The following is a 26,156-nucleotide window of genomic DNA, read 5'->3' as shown; positions in this document are numbered from 1 at the left end:
ATGAAGCGAACAGTACTCTCCGTTTTAATTTCAGGAATTATGCTTTTAGGATGTCAAAATAAATCAAAACAAAGTGTTGTTGAAACGCCTGCGAAGGAGGTAAAAGTGCCTTTTGTTTGGGATGCTGCTACCATTTACTTTTTATTAACCGATAGGTTTAACAATGGAGACCCTCTTAACGATGTTAATTTTGGTCGAAATAAAAACACAGGAGTACTTCGCGGGTTTGAAGGTGGAGATATTAAAGGCGTGATTCAGAAAATTGAAGACGGATATTTCTCCGATTTAGGAGTTAATGCCATTTGGATGACACCGATCGTGGAGCAAATTCATGGCGGAACCGATGAAGGGACGGGGTTAACTTATGGTTTTCATGGCTACTGGACGAAAGACTGGACGAATTTAGATCCGAATTTTGGGACAAAAGCCGATTTACATCGTTTGGTAGAAGTCGCTCATAAACACGGCATTCGTATTGTGTTGGATGCTGTTGTTAATCACACTGGGCCAGTAACGGATAAGGATCCTGTTTGGCCAGACGATTGGGTGCGAACAGGTCCTGCCTGCGACTACACCGATTTTGATAGCACTGTAACCTGTACATTGGTAGAAAATTTACCAGATATAAAAACAGAGGGTAATGATAATGTAGAATTACCTCCCCAACTTGTTGAAAAGTGGAAACAAGAAGGGCGATACGATAAGGAAATATCATCGTTAAATACCTTTTTCGAGAAGACGGGATACCCTAGAGCGACTCGGTTTTATATCATGAAATGGTTATCAGATTATATTATTGAATTCGGTATAGATGGTTTTCGTGTAGATACGGTTAAACACACCGAGCCGTATGTGTGGCAGGAATTTAAAACTGTGTGTGATGACGCTTTTGCAAATTTCAAATTAAATAATCCTGATAAAGTTCTAGACGATAATTCCTTCTATTTGGTTGGTGAGGTTTATAACTATGGTATTAGCGCTGGTCATGCGTTCGATTTTGGTGATAAAAAAGTAGACTATTTCGATAAAGCCTTTCAAAGTCTAATCAATTTTGAATTTAAATGGGATGCCTCGCAATTAAGTAAAGAAAACCTGTTTAAAAAGTACGATTCATTACTTCATGGTAATTTAAACGGTTATAGTGTGTTAAATTATTTAAGCTCTCATGACGATGGTCAGCCGTTCGATGCTAAACGCGAAAAAACTAAGGAAACGGCAGAGTTTTTACTGTTATCTCCTGGAGCTGCCCAAATTTATTACGGAGACGAATCAGCAAGAATACTAGAGGTTAAAAATGCGGTTGGCGATGCTAATTTGCGTTCTTTTATGAATTGGGATGCCATTAAAACCGATTCGAAAACTCAAGAGGTTTTGGGGCATTGGCAGACATTGGGGAAATTTAGAGCCACGCATCCAGCTATTGGTGCGGGTAGACATAAAATGCTTTCAGAAGCACCTTATGTGTTTGCCCGAACTTTAGAGCAAGGCGCTTTTAAAGATGCGGTTGTTGTCGCTTTAGATTTGAATGTGGGCGTAAAAGATATTCCTGTGTCTAATATTTTTTCAGAAGGCACTATGGTTCGCGATGCTTACTCCGGACAGTCCTTTATTGTTGAGAATGGAAAGGTTAGTGTAAATTCAGAATTCGATACGGTGCTTTTAGAAATAGCTCGTTAAAAATGCATAAATTTAGGGTGTTATTGCTGTAATATTTTACAGAATAATTTAAATAAAAACCACCCAAAATGAAAAGAATTTATGTGTTCGCAAGCGCAATGCTATTCTTAGTGGCTTGTAAAAACGAAACCCGTAAGACAACTCCAGAATTAGATGGTATTCATTCTGAAGAAGCACCTGTTGGGGCTTCAGGAATTGAAGCTGATACGACAAGCATTAATGTCGATCAAGATAAACCCTATGTCGTAGCATCGACCAACGAAATTGCTCCGGTATCGGATGCTATGATGGAAAATGCTGTCATTTATGAAGCTAACATTCGGCAGTATTCTTCAGAAGGTACATTTAATACGTTTACCGCAGATATTCCAAAATTAAAAGCTCTAGGTGTAAAAATTATCTGGTTGATGCCGGTTTTTCCAATTTCTGAAACGAAAAGAAAAGCAACAGGTGGCGGATTTGCAAGTGAGATTGAAGATCCTAAAGAACGTGCTAAAATGCTGGGGAGTTACTATGCGGTTTCCGATTATACCGCAATAAATCCAGAATTCGGAACCTTACAGGATTTTAAAAATCTGGTTACCACGGCTCACAACAACAATATGTATGTTATCCTGGATTGGGTGCCTAATCACACAGGGTGGGATCATAAGTGGATTACAGAACATCCAGACTATTATACCAAAGATAAGTCTGGAGAAATTTCGGAAGCTCTAAATAATGATGGCACTCTTGCGGGTTGGGCCGATGTTGCCGACTTGAATTACGACAACCCCGATATGCGGAAAGCGATGATTGCCGATATGAAGTATTGGGTGACCCAAGAAGGCGTTGATGGGTTTAGATGCGATGTGGCGGGATCTGTTCCCTTGGATTTCTGGGAAATTGCTATTCCAGAATTACGCCAGGAAAAACCGTTGTTTATGCTTGCCGAAGCAGAAGAGCCAGAATTGTTGAAAGCTAATTTATTCGATATGGTGTATGCCTGGAAAGGCCATGCTTTAATGAATGATATTGCTCAGGGTAAAAAGAAAATAACCGACTGGGAAAACTATGAAACCAAGTTGTTTTCCGATTATGAGTCTGACGATATTTTAATGAACTTTGTTACCAATCACGACGAGAATTCATGGAACGGTACGGTTACAGAGCGCATGGGCGATGCGTCTGAATTAATGCTGGCGTACAGTTATATTGTTCCTGGCATGCCATTAATTTATTCGGGGCAGGAATACGATTTAGATCACCGTTTAAAGTTTTTTGAGAAAGATTCTATTGGTAGAACTTCAGGGAAAATGTGGGCTGTACTAGAAAAACTAGGGCAGTTAAAAGCTACTAATCCAGCTTTAAATGGCGGGAAGAAAAAGGCATCATCTTTAAAGTTCGATACAGGGAATGATAACGTGTTGTACGTTACGCGAAATAAAGGTAAAAATAGTATCGCATTTTTAGGGAATTTTTCTTCGCAGCCCCAAAGCTTTCAAATCATGAAGGCATCGTATTTAGATTATATGGCTAACACCGATTTTAAGATGGAAAATGGGACGGTACATTTAAAGCCTTGGGAATATAAAATTCTTATCAGAAAATAGAGAGAAAGTCAGAATACAGTTAGTTTTGTAAACGCAATCCGACTAAATAATAGTCCTAAAAAAAGAATGTATGCTAACATGGAAACACATTATCGATTTTGCGGTTAATGGCAATCCGCAGCCTGAAAAGCGCATTGAAAAATCGGATAAAGACTGGCAGGCACAATTAACACCAGAACAGTTTAGAATTACAAGGCAAAAAGGTACCGAAGCACCACATTCTGGGGCTTTATGTTCGGCTTTCGATTCAGGTAAGTACAGCTGTGTATGTTGCGGAACGCCATTATTCGATTCTATTATAAAATTCAATTCCAGTTCGGGTTGGCCTAGTTTTACACAACCTATAACACCAAATGCAATTAAATACGAAAAAGATTCCAGTTTTGGTATGGTGCGGGTAGAAATTATGTGTAATACCTGCGATGCTCATTTAGGACATGTATTTCCAGACGGACCAGAACCCAGTGGGTTACGGTATTGTGTAAATTCGGAATCTATAATTTTAGAAAAGGAAAATGAAGGGTAAACAAATAGAAGTGGCTACCGTGGGTGGCGGATGTTTTTGGTGTGTGGAAGCTGTGTTTTTACAGCTGAAAGGCGTTGAAAAAGTAGTTTCTGGATATTCTGGCGGAACGGTGCCAGGAGTGCCAACGTATCGTGAAATCTGTTCGGGGTTAACAGGGCATGCCGAAGTGGTTCAAATTACATTTGATGCTAATAGTATTTCTTTTGAAACGATATTAACGGTGTTTTTTACTAGTCACGACCCAACAACATTAAATCGCCAAGGTGCCGATGTAGGTACACAGTATCGTTCTGTAATTTTTTATCATAATGAAGCTCAAAAAGCAATTGCCGAGCACGTTATTGAAAAATTGAATCCGTATTTTGATGATGAAATTGTTACTGAAATCAGTCAGCTAGATAAATTTTTTGAAGCCGAGGAATATCATCAAAATTATTACGAGAATAATAAAACACAGGGCTATTGCAGTGTCGTTATTAATCCAAAATTGCAGAAATTACGACAGATGCACGCCGATAAATTGAAATGAGGCTACTTAAGAAGCTAATTAGTTTGTCATTCTGTGCTTGACACAGAATCTCAACAACTATGATAACCGTTTCTAATCCGAAACTAACCAAATTAGATTACTCCAATAAGCTGAAAGGTAGCTGTTAAAATTCAATAATGTACAATCCAATTTAAATTTTGAAAACTTTTAAAAACCATATAAACGATACCTTTACAGCGAATTTGCCCGCCGATCCGATTGCGGAAAATACGCGGCGACAGGTTACAGAATCCTGTTTTTCGTACGTAAGCCCTAAAGCAACAAGTAATCCTGAATTATTACATGTGTCTGATGACATGTTGGAGACGCTCGGTATTTCAAAAGCTGAAAGTGAGTCGGAGGAATTTCTAAAGGTGTTTACAGGTAATGCAGTGCTCCCCAATACGCGCCCCTATGCTATGTGTTACGGCGGACATCAGTTTGGAAACTGGGCAGGACAATTAGGCGATGGACGCGCCATAAATCTTACCGAAATTACATATAAAGAGCACCATTGGGCACTACAACTTAAAGGTGCTGGCGAAACACCGTATTCTAGAACGGCTGATGGTTTAGCTGTTCTACGATCGTCTATTCGTGAGTATTTGTGTAGTGAATCCATGTACCATTTAGGAGTGCCAACCACGCGCGCGCTGTCTTTGGCTTTAACAGGCGATCAGGTGTTGCGGGATATGTTGTATAACGGCAACGCGGCTTACGAAAAAGGTGCCGTGGTATGTCGTGTGGCACCTAGTTTTTTGCGTTTTGGGAATTTTGAAATTTTTGCGGCTAGACAAGATGTAGCAACATTAAAAACTTTAGTCGATTATACGATTAATCAGTTTTATCCAGAGTTAGGCACGCTTTCAAAGGCGACTTATGTTCAGTTTTTTAAAGCGGTTTCTGAGCGTACATTAAAACTAATTATCGAATGGCAACGTGTTGGTTTTGTGCATGGCGTAATGAATACCGATAACATGTCTATTTTAGGATTGACCATCGATTACGGACCTTACGGTTGGTTGGAAGGTTTTGATTTTGGATGGACTCCAAACACCACCGATAGTCAGCATAAAAGATATCGTTACGGCAATCAGCCTAATATTGGGTTGTGGAATCTGTATCAGTTGGCTAATGCTTTGTATCTGTTGATAGAAGAAGCAGATGGATTACAAACTGTTTTGGATGACTATAAAACTGATTTCGAAACACAATCTTTACAGATGATGCGGTCGAAATTAGGATTACAAACAGAATTAGATGACGATTTACAATTGATTCAAAATCTGGAAGATTGTTTGTTGTTAACGGAAACCGATATGACAATCTTTTTTAGAAACCTCGCGAAATTTGAAAAGGATAAATCCGGAAACGGTCTGCAAATTATTCAAGATGCATTTTATCAGTCAGAATTAAACATAGAGATTGCCGAAAAATGGAATGCTTGGTTTCAACAATATGCAAAACGCCTTCAGCAGGAACTCATTTCCGATGCCGAGCGCGCTACATTTATGAACAGCGTTAATCCCAAATATGTGCTTCGAAATTACATGGCGCAACTCGCTATAGATGCTGCCGAAAAAAGTGATTACAGTTTGATAGACGAATTATATCAACTACTAAAACAGCCTTACGACGAGCAACCAAAATATGAAAAATGGTTTGCCAAACGCCCCGAATGGGCACGACACAAAGTAGGTTGTTCGATGTTGTCTTGTAGTTCATAGACTTTTGAATAGTTGTTAATTGTTAACTAGATAAAGCATTTTTGACACAATATGCTTTATGTAGTTAACAATTTTGAGTATTTTTGCTTTTTATAATGAGCAGTTATGGAGGATTTGTTATTAGAATTTCAGTTTAAAATCACAGCGATTTCATTAGATATACAGCGTTATCTGGTTAATCAAATAGATTTAAACAACAGGTTGATTGCTGTTAAAGGCGCACGAGGTTCTGGAAAAACGACTTTGCTTTTGCAAGTTGCTAAGTTGTATTTGCCACTCCAATCGAGTCTTTACGTGAGTTTGGATCATATTTATTTTTTTGATAATAAATTGTACGATTTAGCAAAGCAGTTCACGCAGTTTGGAGGCACACACTTGTTGCTGGACGAAGTGCATAAATATCCCAATTGGTCTAGAGAAATTAAGCTGATTTATGATAATTTTCCTGAGCTTAATGTAATATTTACGTCGTCTTCTATGCTCGAAATTTACAAATCGGAATCCGATTTAAGCCGAAGAGCCATCACGTATTATTTAAAAGAGTTATCCTTTAGAGAGTTTATCACTTTCGAAACACAAAAAACACTTCAGCCTTATACGTTATTAGAAATTTTAGAGCAGCATAATACCATTGCAGCTCAACTTTTAGAAAATATAAAGCCTTTGCCTTTGTTCGCGAAATATTTGAAAATTGGTGCGTATCCTTATTATAAAGAAAATGAAGATCAGTATTATCAGAAATTGCAAAATACCATCAATCTCATTATAGAAATTGATATAAATGCGGTTGAATATTTGCAATATGAAACGCTGGTAAAATTAAAAAAGTTGTTAATCAGTGTGGCTTCGAGTGCCCCGTTTACGCCCAATATTACCAAGTTGAGCGAAAAAGTAGGGGTTTCGAGAAACATGTTAGTGCAAAGTTTAAAAATTCTAGAACGTGCAGGTTTAGTTAACGAACTTTATAAAGATGCTTCAGGTATTGGAGCTTTAACGAAACCCGAAAAACTGTATCTAAATAATACCAATTTAATGTATGCACTCGCAAAAGAAAACAGTAACATAGGGAACGTTAGGGAAACTTTTTTCTTAAATCAATTTAAAGGATTGCATGTTATTAACCGATCTGAAACTGCTGATTTTTTAATTGATAATACCTACACTTTTGAAATAGGAGGAAAAAACAAAACTAAAAAACAAATTGGCAACACAGCTAATGCTTTTGTTGCAAAAGACAACATAGAAATAGGTTTTGGAAATATGATTCCGGTGTGGCTTTTTGGTTTTATGTATTAGAATTTATTTCGAGTTTTGTTTCTAGATTGAATTCATGCAGCTAAATTTTCAAATTTTCTTTTGAATCTTTGCGACTTAGAATCTTGGCTTCTTTGTAACTTTGAAAACCAGAAACCCAACACATGAAAACACAACTAGGATTAGGCCTTGCGGCTATTGGTCGTCCAGAATACATCAATATTAAAAAGGAAAATATCAATCAGTCTGAAACCGCATTTCGGGAGAATGCCATGCGGGTTTTAGACAATGCATATAGCAGTGGCATTCGTATGTTCGATACGGCGCCGTCTTACGGAAAAGGTGAATCGTTTTTAATCGATTGGCAGACGTCGCGCCAGCATCAAGATGTGTTTTTGAGTACCAAATGGGGTTATACCTATATGGCAAATTGGGAGTTAGGTTATGCGGGTAAACACGAAATTAAAGAACATTCTTCAGCTAAATTATTAGAACAATGGCAAACCTCTAAACAGTTACTACCACAGTTGAAACTGTACCAAGTACATTCAGCGACTTTAGACAGTGGGATTTTTGAAAACAAAACAGTTCATCGGCAATTACTCGAAATTAAAAAGGAGACGGGTTTAAAAATAGGGATTACTACAAGTGGCGCACAGCAATCCGAAATTATTGAAAAAGCTTTAGAAATTGAAGTTGATAATGAAGCGGTTTTCGATAGTTTTCAGGTAACTTATAATGTATTCGAACAATCGACTTTCGCTATTTTGAAACAACTGCTAGACATGCAAAAAACAGTAATAGTAAAAGAAGCAATGGCAAATGGTCGGGTGTTTCCAAATGATGTTTTTTCGCATTATTTAGATATGTATGGCGTTTTAAAAACGCTGTCTAAAAAATATAAAGTTGGTGTAGATGCTGTGGCCATTCGTTTTATAATTGATAGTTTACAACCAGATTTTGTGTTAAGCGGTGCATTAACCACGCAACAGCTTCAAGATAATTTAAAGGCCTTATCATTTCATTTAAATCCAACCGAAATTCAGCAATTAAAAACAATGGCTTGTAAATCCAACGCCTATTGGAGCGAACGCAGCGAACTACATTGGCAGTAGCGCTTATTTAAAATTTATTACGTCAATTTTTAATTGTTTAGCGTTAAGCCAACATTTACTTCTGGCTTAAATTTGTGATAGAAAGTTTAATCATTAAAAACAAAATATCATGAGAAATACATTTTTAGGCGTAGTAGCAGGTACAGCATTAGGAGCAGCAATGGGTATTTTATTCGCGCCAGATAAAGGTAGCAAAACAAGAAAAACCATTATTAAAGAGGCCGAAAATACCAAAAATAAAATAGCCGATCAGGCGTCTGAGTTTGCCGATGTTGTGGCTAAAAAGGTGAATGTTAAAAAAGCGACTTTAGAAGAGCAAATAGAATCTATAGTAACAGATTCTACCCATAAATCAGACGATTTAATTGATGCTCTGGAAAAGAAATTGGAAATTTTAAAAACCAAAAACAGACATTTTAGAAACAGTACAAAGTCTAAAACAGCGGCTGTATAACATATTAAGTTTAGAAAAACCAGCTCTAAATATTAACTTTAAAATGTTTGCCAATGACTATTTTTGAAGCCATAAGACACGATCATGACATACAACGCAACTTGCTAGACCAATTGGTAGCAACCTCGGGCGATAGTAAAACACGAGATGCGTTGTTTAAAGCTGTAAAAAATGAACTTGAAGTACATGCAGATGCCGAAGAACGACATTTTTACAAACCATTAATTTCAACAGATATGATGCAGGATCATGCCAGACATGGTATTGCAGAGCATCATGAAATAAACGAATTAATAGAAGCTTTAGAAGATACCGATTACGATTCGTCGGCTTGGTTAAAAATTGCCAAAAATCTTAAGGAAAAAGTCGAACACCATCTGGAAGACGAAGAACGAACCTTTTTTCAGTTGGCGGGTAAAACCTTATCCGATACTCAAAAAACAAAATTAGCTTCGAGTTACGAAAATTATATGAAAAAGAACAGATAACACAGGTTGGTTAGTAATTATTGGTAGCGCCAAATTTATGTATTGCACATAAGTTTGGCGTTTTTTGTTTGCTTAAAATGGGAGGTCAAAAATCATTTTGGTAATTTTGAATATTCAATTTTATAGAGATTATGACTTCTGCAAACGAACTATTACGCTTATTAGAATTAAAACAACTAGATGAAGCTACATTTGAAGGTGTTAGCAAAACCATTGGCAGTCCTAATGTTTTTGGCGGTCAGGTTTTGGCCCAAGCCGTAAATGCTGCTTACAGAACCATACATAATAATCGTGTATTACATTCTTTGCACGGTTATTTTTTAGAGGCCGGCGATTTGGAGCAGCCCATACAGTTTTCGGTTAACGAAGTTCGCGATGGAGGGAGTTTTTCTACAAGACGCGTTCTAGCAAGCCAAAGCGGTAAAGCTATATTTATTTTAGCGGCATCTTTTCATAAAGACGAACAGGGTTACGATCATCAAATCGAAATGAACACCAGTTTAAAACAGCCAGAAGAGTTGTTGAGTTGGAGCGAAATGCTAACGCAATTTGGACATGTTTTACCAGTGTTAACCAAACGGTTTTTAGAAATAGATCGGCCTATAATGTTTAAGCCTGTAGAGGTAGTTAACCCTTTAAAACAAGAAAATTTACCTCCTTATTCTAACGTTTGGTTTAAATTGAAAGCACCATTAACAGATTCTAGTTTGGCGGTTAAACAACAGATTTTAACCTATATTTCCGATTACAATATCTTGGCGGCAGCTTTGTTGCCACACGCCAGTAAAGCACATTTTGGCAATACACAAATGGCTAGTTTAGACCATTCTATGTGGTTTTTTAGAGATTTTGATTATAACGATTGGATGTTGTATTCTATAGAAACACCAAATGCATCAAACGCGCGCGGATTTGCCAAAGGCAATATTTTTTCTAGAGAAGGAAAGCTTATTGCTTGTGTGGCACAGGAAGGTTTAATGCGACCATTAGTAAAATAAATAGAATATGACAAAAACCTGTTTGGTTATGGGGCATCGCGGAGCAAAAGCTTATGTGTCTGAAAATACTTTAGAATCGATTCAAAAAGCGTTGAGTTTTAACGTTGATGGAATAGAAATCGATGTGCATTGCTGTGCTTCTGGAGAATTGGTGGTGTTTCACGACTTTACACTCGATCGTATGACTAATGGTGAAGGCGAGTTGGCAAAGTATTCACTTTCGGAATTGAAAGCATTAAAAGTTGCTAATCAGTTTTCTATTCCCACTTTAGATGAGGTTTTACATTTGATTGATAAAACGTGTTTGTTGAATATAGAATTAAAAGGAAAATTTACAGCAGAAGCAACCTGTAAGACCATTCAGAATTATATTAAAAATCATGGCTGGCAGTATTCCAATTTTTTAGTGTCTAGTTTTCAGCATAGCGAATTAGAGACCGTTTTTAAATTAGATAATAAGATACCGTTAGGTGTGTTAACCAAGGCGAATGTGGCAGAGGCCATGGCATTTGCTCAAACAATTGCTGCCAAAGCTATACACCCTGATTTTGCTTTAGTCACCCGCGATAATGTAAAACAGGCACATAGTAAGGGGTATATGGTTAATGTGTGGACGGTTAATGATAAAGAGACAATAGAGCGTATGAAATACTACGGTGTTGATGCAATAATTTCTGATGTTCCAGATTTGGTATGATACAGTTTAACGTGATAGTGATAGGTGCTGGTGCGGCAGGTTTTTTTACGGCAATTAATATTGCAGAACAAAATCCAAAATTAAAAGTCGCAATTTTAGAACGCGGCAAAGACGTTTTACAAAAAGTGAAAGTGTCTGGCGGTGGCCGTTGTAATGTTACTCATGCCGAATTTATTCCGCAGGAATTGGTGAAATACTATCCGCGTGGCGAAAAAGAATTGTTAGGGCCGTTTCATCAATTTATGACAGGCGATACTATGGGCTGGTTTGAGGAACGTGGTGTGCCTTTAAAGATTGAAGACGACGGACGCATTTTTCCAGAGAGCGATTCGTCGCAAAGTATAATTGATTGTTTTCTTCATCAAGCAAAAAAGCATCATGTACAAGTGTTGACGAATCATGCTGTTAAGGCTGTTCGGAAAGAAGGGGAACTGTGGGGCGTAGAAACCAATCAAGGTCATTTTCAAAGTGAACAATTGGTAGTAGCTACGGGTAGCAGCCCAAAAATGTGGAAGTTGTTGCAAGCCTTAGGGCATAAAATTACCAATCCGGTTCCGTCGTTATTTACCTTCAATTGTAAAGATGTAAGGTTAAAAGGTATTCCTGGTGTGGTTGCTCAAGATGTTGCGGTGCAAATTGTATCTAGTAATCTATCTTCCGAAGGACCCTTATTGGTTACGCATTGGGGCTTGAGTGCTCCGGCTATTTTAAAATTATCGGCTTTTGGTGCGCTGGAATTGGCAGCACGTGATTATAAATTCGATATAGAAATTAATTTTGTGAAGCGCAGTTTTGCTGATGTTTTAGAGGTTTTAAAAGCTGTAAAACAAGATAGTGCGAAAAAAACCGTATTTAAATCGGTGCAGTTCGATTTGCCAAAACGTTTATGGCAACAATTGGTTTTGGCTTCAGATATTGATAAGCGTATGCGTTGGGCAGAGGTTAATAAGTTTCAGTTAGAAAACTTGTCGAATCAGTTAACGCAAGCCGTGTTCAAAATTGATGGAAAAAGTACGTTTAAAGAAGAATTTGTTACGGCCGGTGGTGTCGATTTAAAGGATGTCAATTTCAAGACTTTCGAAAGTAAACTTCATAAAAACCTGTATTTGGCGGGTGAAGTTTTAAATATCGATGCGGTAACAGGAGGCTTTAATTTTCAGAATGCTTGGACTGGCGGGTTCATTATTTCGAAAGCAATAACAGGTTTGTAATGACAACTTATATTGCCTTATTACGCGGCATAAATGTGGCAGGACAGAAAAAGTGCCAATGGAAGATTTACGAATTTTGTTAAAAAATCTGGGCTATCACAATGTGAAGACTTATATACAGAGTGGGAATGTTATGTTTCAATCGGAAACTAAAGCGAACACGGATTTAGCGCTTGAAATTCAGAAGGAACTGTTTAATTATTTTCAATTTGAAGTGCCTGTTTTGGTGAAAACTCTAGAAGAATTACAAGCTGTTTTTGAGGCGAATCCGTTTGAAGACTCTAAACGTTTAGCTACTTATTTTACGCTTTTGCATAGTAAACCTGACATTACATTGATAAGCCAAGTACAAGCCGAAAATTATCCAGGCGAAACGTTTGCCATAACACCCGAATGCGTTTATTTTTATTCTGAAACCGGTTACGGAAAAGCCAAATGCAACAATAATTTTTTCGAACGGAAATTAAAAGTTTCAGCCACCACGAGAAATTTTAAAACCATGCAGAAGTTGTTATCTTTGTGCTCTGATTTTTAAATTCATGACCGAACAACACTTTATTTCGCCGGTGTATTCCAAAGATATTTCCGAAGGAACAGTAACTTGGGAATCGCCAAGTAATATTGCTTTAGTAAAATATTGGGGCAAAAAACAGCATCAAATTCCTGAAAATCCATCCATAAGTTTTACGCTTTCGGCCTGTAAAACCATTACGAGTTTAACGTTTCAAAAGAAAACAGCAACTGAAAATTTTGATTTCGAGGTGTATTTAGAAGGTGAGCGAAAGCCTGATTTCGAGCCTAAAATTGAAACCTTTTTCAAACGAATTGAAGCTTATGTGCCGTTTTTGAAAGACTTTAAATTCAAAATTGAAACCAAAAATACGTTTCCGCACAGTTCTGGAATTGCCTCGTCGGCGAGTGGTATGAGCGCTTTGGCATTGTGTTTAATGAGTTTGGAAAAACAATTCAATCCTGAAATGACGAGGGAGTTCTTTAATCAAAAAGCATCATTTTTAGCGCGATTAGGTTCGGGATCTGCCTGCCGAAGTATTGAAGGCGATTTGATAGTTTGGGGCGAAAACGAGACCGTAACAGCAGCATCAGATTTATTTGGTGTCAAGTATCCGTTTCCTGTTCATGAAAATTTTAAAAATTATCAAGATACCATCTTATTAATCGATAAAGGCGAAAAACAGGTGAGTAGCACGGTTGGACACAATTTAATGCATGGCCACCCATTTGCGGAGCGTCGATTTGAACAAGCCCACGAAAATTTAGCGGCTTTGAAATCGGTTTTAGAATCGGGCGATTTGGATGCTTTTATTGCGATTATAGAAAGTGAAGCCTTGACCTTGCACGCGATGATGATGACCAGCATGCCGTATTATATTTTGATGAAACCAAATACTTTAGAAGTGCTTAATAAAATATGGGCATTCCGTAAAGAAACCGGCTTGCATATTGGTTTTACGCTCGATGCAGGAGCGAATGTGCATGTGCTATATCCGAAAACCGAATCAGAGAACATTTTAAAATTCATTACTACGGAATTAGCGCCGTATTGTCAAAATGGGCAGTTTATTTGTGATGAAATCGGGATGGGAGCGAAACAGCTTAATAATTGACAATTGATAATTGATAATGAATAATACTGGTTATGAAGAGCAATAATGTTATTAAGACTAAGAGTTATCAGTTTGCTGTTAGAATTGTCAAATTGTACAAATTTTTGGTCGATGAGAAACGAGAGTTTGTGCTTTCTAAACAATTATTACGATCAGGCACTTCAATTGGAGCAAATGTAAGAGAGGCTGAGCATGCAGAAAGTAAAGCAGATTTTATTCATAAATTATCAATTGCGCTAAAAGAAGCAAACGAAACAGAATATTGGTTGGAGCTTTTAAGAGAAACCGATTATTTACAGAATTCAGAGTATTTAAGCATTCAGTTAGATATTCAGGAAATTTTAAGAATTCTAACTAGTATTGTAAAAACTTCAAAGCAGAAGTAATTATCAATTTCTAATTATCCATTGTCAATGAACATCTTTAAAATTCATAACATTCGATATGTTAAGGCTGAAGGTGAAGAAAGGGCGGCTTTGTCTAGGTTATAATGTTATTCAAAATAAAAGCTGACAATTTACTGGAAGTGTTGTAAATTTGCATAAATTTATGTTAACAGAGCAGGTATTCAGTTGTTTAAATAATTTAGAGTATCTTAGTATTCAGTTACCTATTTATTAAAAAATCTTACGAGTATCGTAAAGCATCAAAACAAAAATAATTATCAATTATAAATTGTTAATTATCAATTGAAGATTATGAAAGGACCTTTATTTTATTCTAAAATTTTACTTTTTGGAGAGTATGGTATTATAAAAGATAGCAAGGGGTTATCGATTCCTTACAACTTTTATAACGGGGCTTTAAAAATGATGAAGACACCAACCGAAATTACCAAAAACTCTAATGAAAGTTTAAAGCGTTTTGCATCGTATTTATCGGAAATTGATGCCGATTTGGTGGTTTTCGATTTGAAATCCTTAAACGCAGATATTGATGCGGGTATGTATTTCGATTCATCTATTCCGCAAGGGTACGGTGTGGGAAGTAGCGGCGCTTTGGTGGCTGCTATTTACGATAAGTACGCACAGGATAAAATTACGGTTTTAGAAAATTTAACGCGAGAGAAATTATTTAAGTTAAAAACTATTTTTTCGGAAATGGAATCGTTCTTTCATGGCAAATCTTCAGGTTTAGACCCGCTTAACAGTTATTTAAGTTTGCCAATCCTAATCAATTCAAAAGACAATATTGAAGCTACTGGCATACCTTCCCAAAAAAGCGACGGTAAAGGAGCTGTGTTTTTATTAGATAGTGGTATTGTTGGCGAAACTGCACCAATGGTTCAGATTTTTATGGAAAACATGAAACAGGAAGGATTTAGAAACATGATTAAAGATCAGTTTGTTAAACATACCGATGCTTGTGTAGACGATTTTTTAAAAGGCGATATTAAGTCGTTGTTCAAAAATACTAAGCAATTATCTAAAGTGGTTTTAAATCATTTTAAACCTATGATTCCGAATCAATTTCATGAGCTTTGGAAAAAAGGCCTGGACACCAACGATTATTATTTAAAACTTTGTGGCTCTGGTGGTGGAGGTTATATTTTAGGTTTTGCAGAAGATTTTGAAAAAGCAAAACAAGCTTTAAAAGGCCATAAGTTAGAAGTGGTTTACAATTTTTAACACTCCCAAAACTAACAGGATTTCTGTTTAAAATACCATAACGCGATTGCATGTTTAGCAGAAAACAAAAACATATCTTGTTAAAATTTTTTAGCATGTTTTCTGTAGTTCGAGGGTATAATGTGCTAATGGTTGTTATTGCACAGTATGTAACAGCAGTGTATATATTGGCGCACGACAAACCGGTTAGGCAAGTCGTTTTCGACGAGAATTTGTTAATGTTGGTTTTGGCCTCTTCGGCGACTATTGCAGGGGGATATATCATCAATAATTTTTACGATTCTGAAAAAGATTTAATAAATCGCCCTCAAAAGTCCATGCTCGACAGGTTGGTTAGTCAGAATACCAAATTATCATTTTATTTTGTTTTAAATTTTTTAGCCGTAGTAATGGCTAGTTATGTGTCGTTTAAAGCGGTGTTGTTTTTCTCGATGTATATTTTTGCGATTTGGCTGTATTCCCACCGCTTAAAAAAATTGCCGTTTGTAGGTAACATTACATCGGCCATCCTAACAATTGTGCCTTTTTTTGCCATTTTTATTTATTATAAAAATTTCGAGCATGTTATTTTCGTACATGCTACTTATCTTATTTTAATCATTTCGATGCGCGAATTGACTAAAGATTTAGAAAATATTACAGGCGATTTGGCGCAAAACTATAAAACCATACCCATAGTGTATGGCGAAAAATATTCTAAAATAATGCTTAGTATTCTGGCCTTGCTAACCTTAGTACCTACTTATTTTTTGCTTACAAAATACAATGTGGGGCATATGTCTTATTTTTTTTATTTCACTATGGTTTTGCTTAGTGTTTTTTTAGGGTTGTTGTGGCGTTCCAAAACCAAAAGGCATTATGTAATTCTTCATAATATTCTTAAATTTATAATAGTTTCGGGTGTTTTTAGCGTGCTGTTAATAGACGTTAATGTGGTTTTAAACAGACTTTTTTAAAAGCCATAGTAAAAATCATAAATCGAATAATTATAGTTTATCTTTGTACAAAAATTAACTTACATGAGCAGACAACAAGGTAGTAACAGAAAAGGAAAAGCTTCAGGGCGTGGTGCCAACAATACACGCAGTAAAAGTTATGCAAGAGGCAATGCCCCTATAAAAAAACAGGGAGCAACTACACCTGCTAAACAGGATGCTAAGACTTCGGAATCTAATGGTGTGCGTTTAAATAAATATATTGCGAATTCAGGTATTTGCTCACGTAGAGAAGCCGATGTACATATCGCTACTGGTCTGGTAACTGTAAACGGTAAAGTGGTTACCGAAATGGGATATAAGGTAAAGCCAGACGACGAGGTGCGTTACGATAACAGTCGCGTAAGTCCAGAAAAAAAGGCTTATGTATTACTTAATAAACCTAAAGGTTTTGCTACCACAACCAGCGAAGGTAAGGGCAGAACGGTAATGGATTTAGTAGCGAATGCAACTACATCCAGAATTAAGCCAATTGGCCGCTTAGGAAGAAATTCCTTAGGTTTAATTTTATTTACCAACGACGACGATATAGTAAAGAAATTTACAAATTCTAAGCATGGGGTTTCCCGTTTATTTCATATAGAATTAACCAGAAATTTAAAACATGAAGATTTTAAAAAGATTGAAAGCGGATTTAAAGTTGATGGTAAATTAATAACTGTAGAAGAGATTAGTTATATAGAAGGCGCTTCAAAAAAAGAAATAGGCCTAAAAATTAAAAATACGGGCAATACTATCATTAGAACAATTTTTGATTATTTGAAATACGATATCGAAAAGATAGATTGCGTAAGTATAGGACAATTAACTAAAAAAGATATCCCGCGCGGACATTGGAAACATCTTACCGAAAAGGAAATAATTAGCCTTAAAATGCTGTAAATTAGCGGGTAAAAGTTTTTTAAAAAATTTGAAAAAAAACTTTTTTTTTCAAATTTTTATAGCACATTTGCAGTAGCATTTAGCTGAACATTATGAACAGTGTTTTTACGTTCGGGCTTTTGAAAATTAGGAAGTCATATTCAAAAGCCGCTTATAAGATGAGCAACCGAATTTTAGAGCTAACTTCCGCTTATGCCATTGTTAAAAGCCAACATGTCTATGGCTTTATGCCTACAACCCAAAGTCAAATACAAATTTGATAAATAGTTAACACTTTTATTTTTGTTACCCAGATTTCTCTGTGTAATTTAAACGTTTTTAACTGTAATTATTATATCAAATTTTACTCATGAACACAAAATATATTGATCTAATCAATCAATCATTTTACTTTCCTCAAGACGAATTCAAATTAGAGGATAAAACCTTACAATTTCACGACATAGACTTAATGGCATTGGTAGAAGAATACGGTGCACCATTAAAATTTACATATTTACCACAAATCTCTAATAATATTAATAGGGCGAAAGGCTGGTTTGCTTCGGCTATTAAAAAGAATAATTATAAGGGAAAATACAATTATTGTTACTGTACTAAAAGTTCGCATTTTAAGCACGTATTAAATGAAGCTTTAAAAAATGATATTCATATAGAAACCTCTTCGGCTTTCGATATAGATATTGTTGAAAATTTAAAGAAGGAAGGTAAAATTACCGATAAAACCTTTGTAATAAGCAATGGTTTTAAACGTGCGCAATACATTACCAATATAGCCCGATTAATAAATAATGGCCATAAAAACTGTATTCCCATAATCGATAATTATGAAGAAATAGATTTATTGTCCGAAGAAATAAACGGAAAGTATAATATAGGTATTCGCATTGCTTCGGAAGAAGAACCAAAATTCGAATTTTACACCTCGCGTTTGGGTATTGGTTACAAAAATATTGTGCCATTTTATAACAAACAGATTAAAGATAATAAAAAAGTGAAGCTTAAAATGTTGCACTTCTTTATCAATACTGGAATCCGCGATAATGCTTATTACTGGAACGAGTTATTAAAGTGTTTAAAAGTATATACGGCACTTAAAAAAATATGTCCGTCTTTAGATAGCTTAAATATTGGTGGAGGTTTCCCTATTAAAAACTCGTTGGCTTTCGATTTCGATTACGAATACATGGTCGACGAAATTTTAAATCAAATTAAAACTGTTTGCGACGAAGAGGAAGTAGATGTGCCAAACATATTTACAGAATTCGGAAGTTTTACTGTGGGCGAAAGCGGCGGTGCTATTTACGAAGTGTTGTATCAAAAACAACAAAACGATCGCGAAAAATGGAACATGATTAACTCGTCGTTCATTACTACATTGCCAGATACTTGGGCTATTAATAAACGTTTTGTGATGTTGCCAATAAACCGTTGGCACGACACTTACGAGCGTGTATTGTTGGGTGGTTTAACTTGCGATAGCGACGATTATTACAATAGCGAGCAGCATATGAATGCGATTTATCTGCCAAAGTATAATAAAGATAAACCGTTATATATAGGTTTTTTTAATACTGGCGCTTATCAAGAAACAATTGGTGGTTTTGGCGGCTTGCAGCACTGTTTAATTCCGTCTCCAAAGCATATTTTAATAGATAGAGATGCAGACGGAAACATCACAACAAAATTATTTAGCGAACAACAAAAAAGTGAAGACTTACTTAAAATATTAGGTTACAATGAACAATAAAACCTATGCTGGAATACCTGAAGAATATGGCAGGTTAGAAACAGCTAAAATTGTATTAATTCCTGTGCCTTACGATGGCACAAGTACTTGGCAGAAGGGAGCCGATAAAGGCCCAGAAGCCTTTTTAGATGCTTCGGAAAACATGGAAACTTACGACATAGAAACCGAAACCGAAGTTTATAAACAAGGGGTGTATTTGGCCAATGCAGTAACCGAAAATAGTTCGCCAGAAGCTATGGTCGATGCTGTACATAAAATCACTAAAAAGTATATTAAAAAAAATAAGTTTGTAACGTTGTTTGGTGGCGAGCATTCTATCTCTATAGGTTCTATTAGAGCGTTTAACGAATGTTTCGAGAATTTAACGGTTTTGCATATCGATGCTCATGCAGATTTAAGAAAATCGTACCAAGGCTCGTCTTGCAATCATGCCTGTGCTGTTTACGAGGCTAGTCAAACTACAAACTTGTTGCAAGTAGGTATTCGGTCGATGGATGTTAAAGAAACGACAGTCATGGATCCAGATAAAACTTATTTTGCACACGATATGGTAAACGATGAGTTTTGGAGCGATAGTGTTATAGACCAAATGACAGACCATGTGTTTATAACATTCGATTTAGACGCTCTAGATCCTTCTATCATGCCAAGCACGGGCACACCAGAACCGGGCGGATTATTTTGGTACGAGACCTTAGATTTCTTAAAAAAGGTTTTTGCCGAAAAAAACGTGGTAGGATTTGATATTGTAGAACTTTGTCCGAATAAAATCGATAAATCTTCAGATTTTTTAGCTGCAAAATTGTATTACAAAATGCTAAGTTATAAATTTATGGATGAAAATATAGAAGACGATTACGACAATACCTACGAAGGTTCAGCACAAAAACATAACACGATTAAATTTAATGACGACGATGAGTACTAAAGGCACAATTTCAAACTTTATAGAAAAATATTATTTACACTTCAACTCTGCAGCATTAGTAGATGCTGCAAAAGGGTACGAAGCACAATTACAAAATGGCGCAAAAATGTTGGTGTCTTTGGCAGGAGCCATGAGTACAGCCGAGTTAGGAAAGATTTTTGCAGAAATGATTCGCCAAGACAAAGTTCAAATTATCTCTTGTACAGGTGCCAATCTGGAAGAAGATATTATGAATTTAGTGGCACATTCGCATTACAAACGCGTACCTAATTATCGCGATTTAACACCGCAAGAAGAATGGGATTTGCTAGAGCAAGGACTTAATCGTGTAACAGATACTTGTATTCCAGAGGAAGAAGCTTTTAGACGTTTACAACAGCATATTTTTAAAATTTGGAAAGATGCCGACGATAAGGGCGAGCGTTATTTACCTCACGAATTTATGTACAAAATGTTGCTGTCTGGTGTTTTAGAAGAATATTACGAGATCGACTTAAAAGACTCTTGGATGTATGCCGCAGCCGAGAAAAATTTACCTATCGTTTGCCCAGGTTGGGAAGACAGTACCATGGGGAACATTTTTGCAAGCTATGTTTTAAAAGGCGAGTTAAAAGCAACTACCATGAAATCGGGTATCGAGTACATGACTTTCTTAGCCGATTGGTATACAGAAAATTCTGAAAACGGAATTGGATTCTTTCAAATAGGCGGTGGTATTGCTGGCGATTTCCCAATTTGTGTCGTGCCAATGTTGTATCAAGATATGGAGCGTACAGATACACCATTTTGGAGCTATTTTTGTCAGATTTCAGATTCTACAACCAGCTATGGGTCTTATTCTGGTGCAGTACCAAACGAAAAAATTACTTGGGGTAAATTAGATATAGACACCCCAAAATACATTATAGAAAGCGATGCTACCATAGTGGCACCTTTAATTTTTGCTTACTTATTAGACATGTAACCCCAGTTTAAAAAATATGAAAAGAATAATTGTAGACTACCAAAAGTTAAACGAAGATATTTTAGATCTTTTAGTAGACAAATTTCCAGATGGTTATGACGATTCAGACATCATATCCTTCAGAAATGCAAAAAACGAAATTGTTGAAGCCGTAGAAGTGCGTACCGAAGACACTATTTATTTAGTAAAAGTAGGCGTACGTTTAGCTCAAGCTATGGAAAACTATATCGAAGACGACGACGATGTAAGTCCAGACGACGATTCGAGCGTAGATTTTGATGAAGTGAAATCCGACGACGGTGATGACGACGATAATGATTAAAATAAATTAATAATGAAAGTTGCTGTTTTTCAATCTTACAAAAACGGTTTGTATACGTTTATGTTTGAAAATGGCGAGGATATGATTTTTGATGATATTCATCCTCGCGCTTTAAAACAATTCGATTTAAAGAACGATAAAAGTTTTATCGACCAAACCTTTAAAATTACTTTCGTAGAAGTGCCAGAAGGCAAAGACGACGATGTAATTTACCGAATTGAAAGTTTAAAATTGGTAGACGCCTAGAGTAACCAACACTTAGCTGTTTGTGCTAATAATTACAACCTTAAATTGGGCAAGTACCTACAAAGTATTTGCCCAAATATTATGGTTTTCTTTCCTAGATTACACATAAAAACTATACATTTTTGAATCATGTTTTCTGTTGTTGCGTATCAAGTAGCAAGTACCATTCAAATTAAAGAATGTAAAGCCCAGTTTCATTGGCAATTGTTGTTTTCGGATAGCGACGAGCTGTTTTATCAAGTTCAGCCCAATGCTTATATGTATATTTTTCAGTATGGCATTGTGAGTTTTTTCAATACACCATCAAAAGACATCGAAAAGTATTTAAAGCAACTCCTGCCGTTTTGTAAAAATTATAATACAGAACGCATTTCTGAAGATATTCAAGTAGTTGTGCAACCCGAACAATTAAAGGTAGAATTCCAACGGATTATTTTGCCCGAATTAGATGCAGAGATGATTCGTTTAATCATGCTTAATGCTTCGCAATCTGTGGCGTTGGATATGTATTCTGAACTGTCTGAAGCTTTGTTGTTAGACACGCATAAGCATACCCAATATTTAGAGCAGAATGGTAAATTAGATATTTCTGGCCATAAGCTAAAACGGTTTATAGGTAAAACATTGAATATTAAAAATAAGATTGCCGAGAACTTATATATTTTCGATTCGCCAGATAGTACGTGGGAGAGCGAACAACTTAACCGTTTAAATTTAGGCTTAAAACAAACATTCGATTTAAAAGACCGATACAGGCTTATTCACGATAGGATTGCCATTATTAAAGAAAATCTAGAGCTGTTTAAAGATATTATGGACCACAACGAAAGCAGCAAGTTAGAGTGGATTATAATTATATTAATTCTGGTTGAGGTGGTCGATATGTTTATTGCTAAATTGTTTTTTTAGCATCGGATAATTGTAAAAAAAAAAATCGGCTGTCTAAAACTTAATTTTAGACAGCCGATTTTTTTTGTCTTGTTTGGTTTTAGGCTTTAGATGTTAACGATTTAAAAAATACATAACCAAATCCTAAAAAGAGCATCAGGTGAAATGGGAATAGTCCGAAATCGCCGCCTTGGTCGCCAACCACAAAAGCACTGTACATGCCAAAGGCAAAGTAAAGCGTTAAAATGCCTTCAAAAATAACGTGAATAGATACGTTTTTCTTTAAATATTTATTGCCTTTCCAGCTGTCTTTAATCGAATTGATATTGAATTTAGGCGTGCGAACAAATTCGCTGCGTTTACCAATATGCCCTTCTAATACAGCTATCGAGTTGTGTAGCGAAAAGCCCATAGCAACTGTAAAGAAGGTAAAAAACATACCAATGTACCGTATAAAATTCTTGATGCCGCTGCCGTAAATATTTTTAAACATAAACCAGTAACAGATAAAGAAAATAACACTGCTTACCACAAAAAAGCTCATTACATAAAAATAAGGTTTTAAGTGAGCATATTCGTTTTTAATGTAAAGCATAGGTATACTAAGTACAGCTACAATAAATACGTTTAAAAACATGGTGCTGTTTAATAGGTGAAGCACACCATGAAGTTTGGTTTTGCCAGAAATATTATCAGATTTAAGAACACGCCAAAGCATTTTTCTGAAATTTTCTGCGCCTCCTTTATTCCATCTAAATTGTTGTGAGCGTGCGGCACTAATTACTACAGGAAGTTCGGCAGGCGTTTCTACATCTTCTAAATATTTAAATTTCCAATTCTTTAATTGGGCGCGGTAGCTTAAATCTAAATCTTCTGTAAGGGTGTCGCCTTCCCAGTTTCCGGCATCTAAAATGCAGGTTTTACGCCAAACACCAGCTGTGCCGTTAAAGTTAATAAAGTGCCCTTTACTGTTACGCCCCACCTGTTCTAACGTAAAATGTGCATCTAGAGCAAAGGCTTGAATTCTGGTGAGTAAGGAATATTCGCGGTTTAAATGTCCCCAGCGGGTTTGTACTACACCAATATCTTCGTTTTCGAAATAGGGTAAGGTTTGTAATAACCAATCGGATTTAGGAAGAAAATCGGCATCGAAAATAGCAATAAACTCACCTTTAGCAATTTTTAAACCAGCTTTTAGTGCGCCTGCTTTAAATCCGCTACGATCGGTTCTAGTTATATGCGTAATGTCTAAGCCAGATGCTTTTAAACGATCAATATGTTGGCGTGTAGAGCTAACGGTTTCGTCTGTAGAATCGTCTAGAACCTGTATTTCAAGTTTATGCTTTGGGTAATTGATATTCGCAATATTATCTAACAACCTATCCATAACATACATTTCGTTATACACGGGAAGTTGTATGGTAACTATTGGTAAATTGCTTGTGTTGTTAACATCAAGTGGTGGTAACTGATCGTCTTTTTTTTGAGCAGAAAGGTAATTAAGTAATAAGTTAAGCTGCGCTAGGGCATACATAAAAATTAATGCCAAAGCAGTAGAGTAAATAGCAATTATAATAATTTCTATTATCATGATTATGAACTATTTTTAGTAAATATCGAGTGTTTTTTTTATGCGGCAAATATAGTATCTTTTAATATTCGCAATACGTTTTGTATTATTTATTTACACTTAGATTATTTATGTCTTTTTTGACGGGAAAAATAGTATCAGTTCCAGTGTCAGTAGTTGTTGCAGCGTGTTTTGTGTTTTGTTTTACAATGTAAAATTACTAAGAAGATAAATTTTTAATTCATTGGTCTCAGTCGTTAGTCGAAACTATGCACTTTTGCTGCAAGACTTTTCAGTCTCTATAAATATTTTTACGCCACGAATGGCACGACTATTTGACATAGTTTTTATGAAAACATTCGTGTATTTGTGGCTAAAATGAACACAAATAATCGGACTTCCAGCCTATAGTGATTTAGTCTATTGAATCTGTATTTGTTTTTGGTTATTCTATGTCTAAACTTTTAAAATCTTTTATGGCTTGGTTGGGCTCTATAATGTTATAGCCTTTCCAGAATTCGGAGTCGTAAGCAGGCAGATAGGTAGGGTTTACTTGAGCTTCTTCTTTAAAATCTTCAAATGTGTTTGGGTTTATAGTTTCAGTTTCAAAAACAACCATCTCTTTTTTAGAGCGGTTAGAAATCTGGAAATTAATATCTGCCGAGACTTCATTTTGTTTTCTTCGGCCTTTAACGTGCTTGTTTTTTTCAATAATTTTAAGTGGTCTATCTACGCCCGCTTTTTGTGCGCTTTCTATTTCGGCATATTTTAAACTATAGGTGTTGTTGGAGTTTTTCGCGTACAGTAAGGTGCCTTTTTTTAAAAATACATTAAGCGAAATGCCTAAAAGTTTAAACGTTTTTATGGGGTTTACATTGGTGTATTCTAAACGGATCACAGCAAAGTCGTCGGTGTTTACATACAAAACGCCTTTGTAATCTTCGCCGCGTTTGGGTTCGAACGCTATTTTATACACATATTGGTCGTTAATATGTGTATAATTTAAAAGTTGAAACTGATAGCGGTTGGCTTTGTGAATTATGTTTACATCGGAATCTTCCGATAAAAAATTATGCTTATCTATATTGCTGATGGTTTGTTTGCGATATTTTAAGAAGTTCTTTTTTTTGTCTTCTTCTAATTGTTTTTGTTGTGCTAGATATGCGTCGGTTTTTTTTGTTGCATCATCGGCAAAAATTGTGGAATCCATATCTTCTTTGGTGCCAAATATTCCCGATTTTATTTTAAAGTACGAATCGCGTTTGATACGTTTTTTAATGATGGAATTAAATTTTTCTTCGTAAGCATTTGCAGTAATTTCGTTGTCTTTATCGTAAAGATGCGAAGCTTTAATAATGTCTAATTTGGTGTCGATATCTTCTGGTTCTGCACTGTTGTTTTTATATAGTGTGCCCAGTATTTCGGTAAAGTTATCGGAATTGTTTGGGAGATCGTTTAATAAGCTGTCTGTAAATTGTTGATTGAATTCAGGTATAGTTGAAGTTTTAATAGTAACCTCTTTTTTAATTAACGAAGTATAATACGATTCTCTAAAAAATAAAGTACTTTTGGTGTAATTTGTTGTGTAATTTTTTTCTAGTTGTTCCTTTACTTTATCTATAATTTCTTCAACAGTATAGTTTTTGTTAAATAGCATTACTTCGTTTAAAGCAATGGATTTTGTTGCGAGCACGACTAAAGAATCTGTGAATTGTAAAGCAGCAATAGTTTTTGGTTCGTAGCCTAGACAGCTAAAGAATAGCGAATCGCTTTGGGTTGGTGTTGTTTTTAAATGCAGCTGAAAATCGCCATTTTCGTTACTAATAACTCCAGAAATGTTGTTGTACGATACCGTGGCGAAAGGTATTGGACTTTGGGTTGTAGAGTCTATAATTTTAGCTTGTAAAAGTGTCTGGCATTGGTGGGTAAGTGGTGTAAAAAGGCAAAGGCAGACAATGGCAAAGTTGATTTTCATAGTGCTTGTTTTACGTGAAAGTAAAATATTACACTAAACTATGCTTACACTTTAAAATTTAATTAACTAAAAGCTAGATGATAAACTCACAGCAAATTGGCAAACAAGTTGCTAT

General features: G+C 35.9%; 26 protein-coding genes. 24 read left to right on the top strand and 2 right to left on the bottom strand.

Annotation, left to right across the window (positions count from 1 at the left end; translation table 11 throughout):
- The 24 genes from ACR9EA_RS14245 (at nt 1) to ACR9EA_RS14130 (ending at nt 22,517) form a co-directional block, all read left to right on the top strand.
- Complete coding sequence (locus ACR9EA_RS14245; RefSeq protein ID WP_435134450.1) at nt 1-1,677, top strand: alpha-amylase family glycosyl hydrolase; 1,677 nt, start codon at nt 1-3, stop codon at nt 1,675-1,677.
- A 68-nt stretch (nt 1,678-1,745) separates the two neighbouring features.
- Complete coding sequence (locus ACR9EA_RS14240) at nt 1,746-3,269, top strand: alpha-amylase family glycosyl hydrolase (protein ID WP_435134447.1); 1,524 nt, start codon at nt 1,746-1,748, stop codon at nt 3,267-3,269.
- Nucleotides 3,270-3,339: 70 nt separating this feature from the next.
- The gene (msrB, locus tag ACR9EA_RS14235; RefSeq protein ID WP_435134444.1) at nt 3,340-3,795 is read left to right on the top strand and encodes a peptide-methionine (R)-S-oxide reductase MsrB; all 456 of its coding nucleotides are present in this window, start codon (nt 3,340-3,342) and stop codon (nt 3,793-3,795) included.
- Nucleotides 3,785-4,324, top strand: coding sequence for a peptide-methionine (S)-S-oxide reductase MsrA (gene msrA / locus ACR9EA_RS14230; protein ID WP_435134441.1), 540 nt, complete (start codon nt 3,785-3,787; stop codon nt 4,322-4,324). The genes msrB and msrA overlap by 11 nt, the downstream gene beginning before the upstream one ends.
- Nucleotides 4,325-4,482: 158 nt before the next feature.
- A complete protein-coding gene (locus ACR9EA_RS14225; RefSeq protein ID WP_435134438.1) occupies nt 4,483-6,051 on the top strand; it encodes a protein adenylyltransferase SelO in 1,569 nt (522 codons plus the stop codon).
- 105 nt (nt 6,052-6,156) lie between these two features.
- Nucleotides 6,157-7,347: an ATP-binding protein gene (locus tag ACR9EA_RS14220; RefSeq protein WP_435134435.1), complete on the top strand. Its 1,191-nt coding sequence runs from the start codon at nt 6,157-6,159 to the stop codon at nt 7,345-7,347.
- Between the two features lie 122 nt (nt 7,348-7,469).
- The gene (locus ACR9EA_RS14215) at nt 7,470-8,420 is read left to right on the top strand and encodes an aldo/keto reductase (protein WP_435134432.1); all 951 of its coding nucleotides are present in this window, start codon (nt 7,470-7,472) and stop codon (nt 8,418-8,420) included.
- Between the two features lie 109 nt (nt 8,421-8,529).
- A complete protein-coding gene (locus ACR9EA_RS14210; RefSeq protein WP_435134430.1) occupies nt 8,530-8,874 on the top strand; it encodes a YtxH domain-containing protein in 345 nt (114 codons plus the stop codon).
- 53 nt (nt 8,875-8,927) lie between these two features.
- Nucleotides 8,928-9,362, top strand: coding sequence for a hemerythrin domain-containing protein (locus tag ACR9EA_RS14205; RefSeq protein WP_435134428.1), 435 nt, complete (start codon nt 8,928-8,930; stop codon nt 9,360-9,362).
- Between the two features lie 131 nt (nt 9,363-9,493).
- Nucleotides 9,494-10,360, top strand: coding sequence for an acyl-CoA thioesterase (locus tag ACR9EA_RS14200; protein WP_435134425.1), 867 nt, complete (start codon nt 9,494-9,496; stop codon nt 10,358-10,360).
- A 7-nt stretch (nt 10,361-10,367) separates the two neighbouring features.
- The gene (locus tag ACR9EA_RS14195) at nt 10,368-11,057 is read left to right on the top strand and encodes a glycerophosphodiester phosphodiesterase (protein WP_435134422.1); all 690 of its coding nucleotides are present in this window, start codon (nt 10,368-10,370) and stop codon (nt 11,055-11,057) included.
- The gene (locus tag ACR9EA_RS14190; protein ID WP_435134420.1) at nt 11,054-12,268 is read left to right on the top strand and encodes an NAD(P)/FAD-dependent oxidoreductase; all 1,215 of its coding nucleotides are present in this window, start codon (nt 11,054-11,056) and stop codon (nt 12,266-12,268) included. The genes ACR9EA_RS14195 and ACR9EA_RS14190 overlap by 4 nt, the downstream gene beginning before the upstream one ends.
- Before the next feature lie 58 nt (nt 12,269-12,326).
- Nucleotides 12,327-12,803, top strand: a complete 477-nt coding sequence (locus ACR9EA_RS14185; protein WP_435134417.1) for a DUF1697 domain-containing protein — start codon at nt 12,327-12,329, stop codon at nt 12,801-12,803.
- Between the two features lie 4 nt (nt 12,804-12,807).
- Complete coding sequence (locus tag ACR9EA_RS14180) at nt 12,808-13,893, top strand: diphosphomevalonate/mevalonate 3,5-bisphosphate decarboxylase family protein (protein ID WP_435134414.1); 1,086 nt, start codon at nt 12,808-12,810, stop codon at nt 13,891-13,893.
- 32 nt (nt 13,894-13,925) lie between these two features.
- Nucleotides 13,926-14,279 (top strand): four helix bundle protein, encoded by a 354-nt coding sequence (locus ACR9EA_RS14175; protein ID WP_435134412.1) that lies wholly within the window; start codon nt 13,926-13,928, stop codon nt 14,277-14,279.
- A gap of 312 nt (nt 14,280-14,591) precedes the next feature.
- On the top strand, nt 14,592-15,521 hold the full coding sequence (locus tag ACR9EA_RS14170) for a mevalonate kinase family protein (RefSeq protein WP_435134409.1): 930 nt from the start codon (nt 14,592-14,594) through the stop codon (nt 15,519-15,521).
- Between the two features lie 50 nt (nt 15,522-15,571).
- On the top strand, nt 15,572-16,477 hold the full coding sequence (locus tag ACR9EA_RS14165; RefSeq protein WP_435134406.1) for a geranylgeranylglycerol-phosphate geranylgeranyltransferase: 906 nt from the start codon (nt 15,572-15,574) through the stop codon (nt 16,475-16,477).
- Nucleotides 16,478-16,540: 63 nt separating this feature from the next.
- The gene (locus tag ACR9EA_RS14160; protein ID WP_435134403.1) at nt 16,541-17,398 is read left to right on the top strand and encodes a pseudouridine synthase; all 858 of its coding nucleotides are present in this window, start codon (nt 16,541-16,543) and stop codon (nt 17,396-17,398) included.
- A gap of 349 nt (nt 17,399-17,747) precedes the next feature.
- Entirely contained in the window at nt 17,748-19,148 is a 1,401-nt protein-coding gene (locus tag ACR9EA_RS14155) for an arginine decarboxylase (protein ID WP_435134401.1), read from the top strand.
- Nucleotides 19,138-20,076: an agmatinase gene (speB, locus tag ACR9EA_RS14150; RefSeq protein WP_435134398.1), complete on the top strand. Its 939-nt coding sequence runs from the start codon at nt 19,138-19,140 to the stop codon at nt 20,074-20,076. The genes ACR9EA_RS14155 and speB overlap by 11 nt, the downstream gene beginning before the upstream one ends.
- On the top strand, nt 20,066-21,040 hold the full coding sequence (locus ACR9EA_RS14145) for a deoxyhypusine synthase family protein (RefSeq protein ID WP_435134395.1): 975 nt from the start codon (nt 20,066-20,068) through the stop codon (nt 21,038-21,040). The genes speB and ACR9EA_RS14145 overlap by 11 nt, the downstream gene beginning before the upstream one ends.
- 16 nt (nt 21,041-21,056) lie before the next feature.
- The gene (locus ACR9EA_RS14140) at nt 21,057-21,362 is read left to right on the top strand and encodes a hypothetical protein (protein WP_435134392.1); all 306 of its coding nucleotides are present in this window, start codon (nt 21,057-21,059) and stop codon (nt 21,360-21,362) included.
- Between the two features lie 12 nt (nt 21,363-21,374).
- Nucleotides 21,375-21,608, top strand: coding sequence for a hypothetical protein (locus ACR9EA_RS14135; protein WP_435134390.1), 234 nt, complete (start codon nt 21,375-21,377; stop codon nt 21,606-21,608).
- Nucleotides 21,609-21,737: 129 nt separating this feature from the next.
- On the top strand, nt 21,738-22,517 hold the full coding sequence (locus tag ACR9EA_RS14130; protein ID WP_435134387.1) for an RMD1 family protein: 780 nt from the start codon (nt 21,738-21,740) through the stop codon (nt 22,515-22,517).
- A gap of 79 nt (nt 22,518-22,596) precedes the next feature.
- Here the strand turns inward: ACR9EA_RS14130 and ACR9EA_RS14125 are convergent, their stop codons facing one another.
- Nucleotides 22,597-24,087 carry a cellulose synthase family protein gene (locus ACR9EA_RS14125; RefSeq protein WP_435134386.1) on the bottom strand — a complete coding sequence of 497 codons (1,491 nt, stop codon included), beginning with the start codon at nt 24,085-24,087 and terminating at the stop codon, nt 22,597-22,599.
- 424 nt (nt 24,088-24,511) lie between these two features.
- Nucleotides 24,512-26,041 carry a carboxypeptidase-like regulatory domain-containing protein gene (locus tag ACR9EA_RS14120; protein WP_435134383.1) on the bottom strand — a complete coding sequence of 510 codons (1,530 nt, stop codon included), beginning with the start codon at nt 26,039-26,041 and terminating at the stop codon, nt 24,512-24,514.
- Between the last annotated feature and the right edge of the window lie 115 nt (nt 26,042-26,156).

The organism is Formosa sp. A9, assembly GCF_051200825.1.
Taxonomy (GTDB): domain Bacteria; phylum Bacteroidota; class Bacteroidia; order Flavobacteriales; family Flavobacteriaceae; genus Formosa.
The sequence above is the reverse complement of the archived record's forward strand: the minus strand, read 5'-3'. Positions and strand labels throughout refer to the sequence as shown.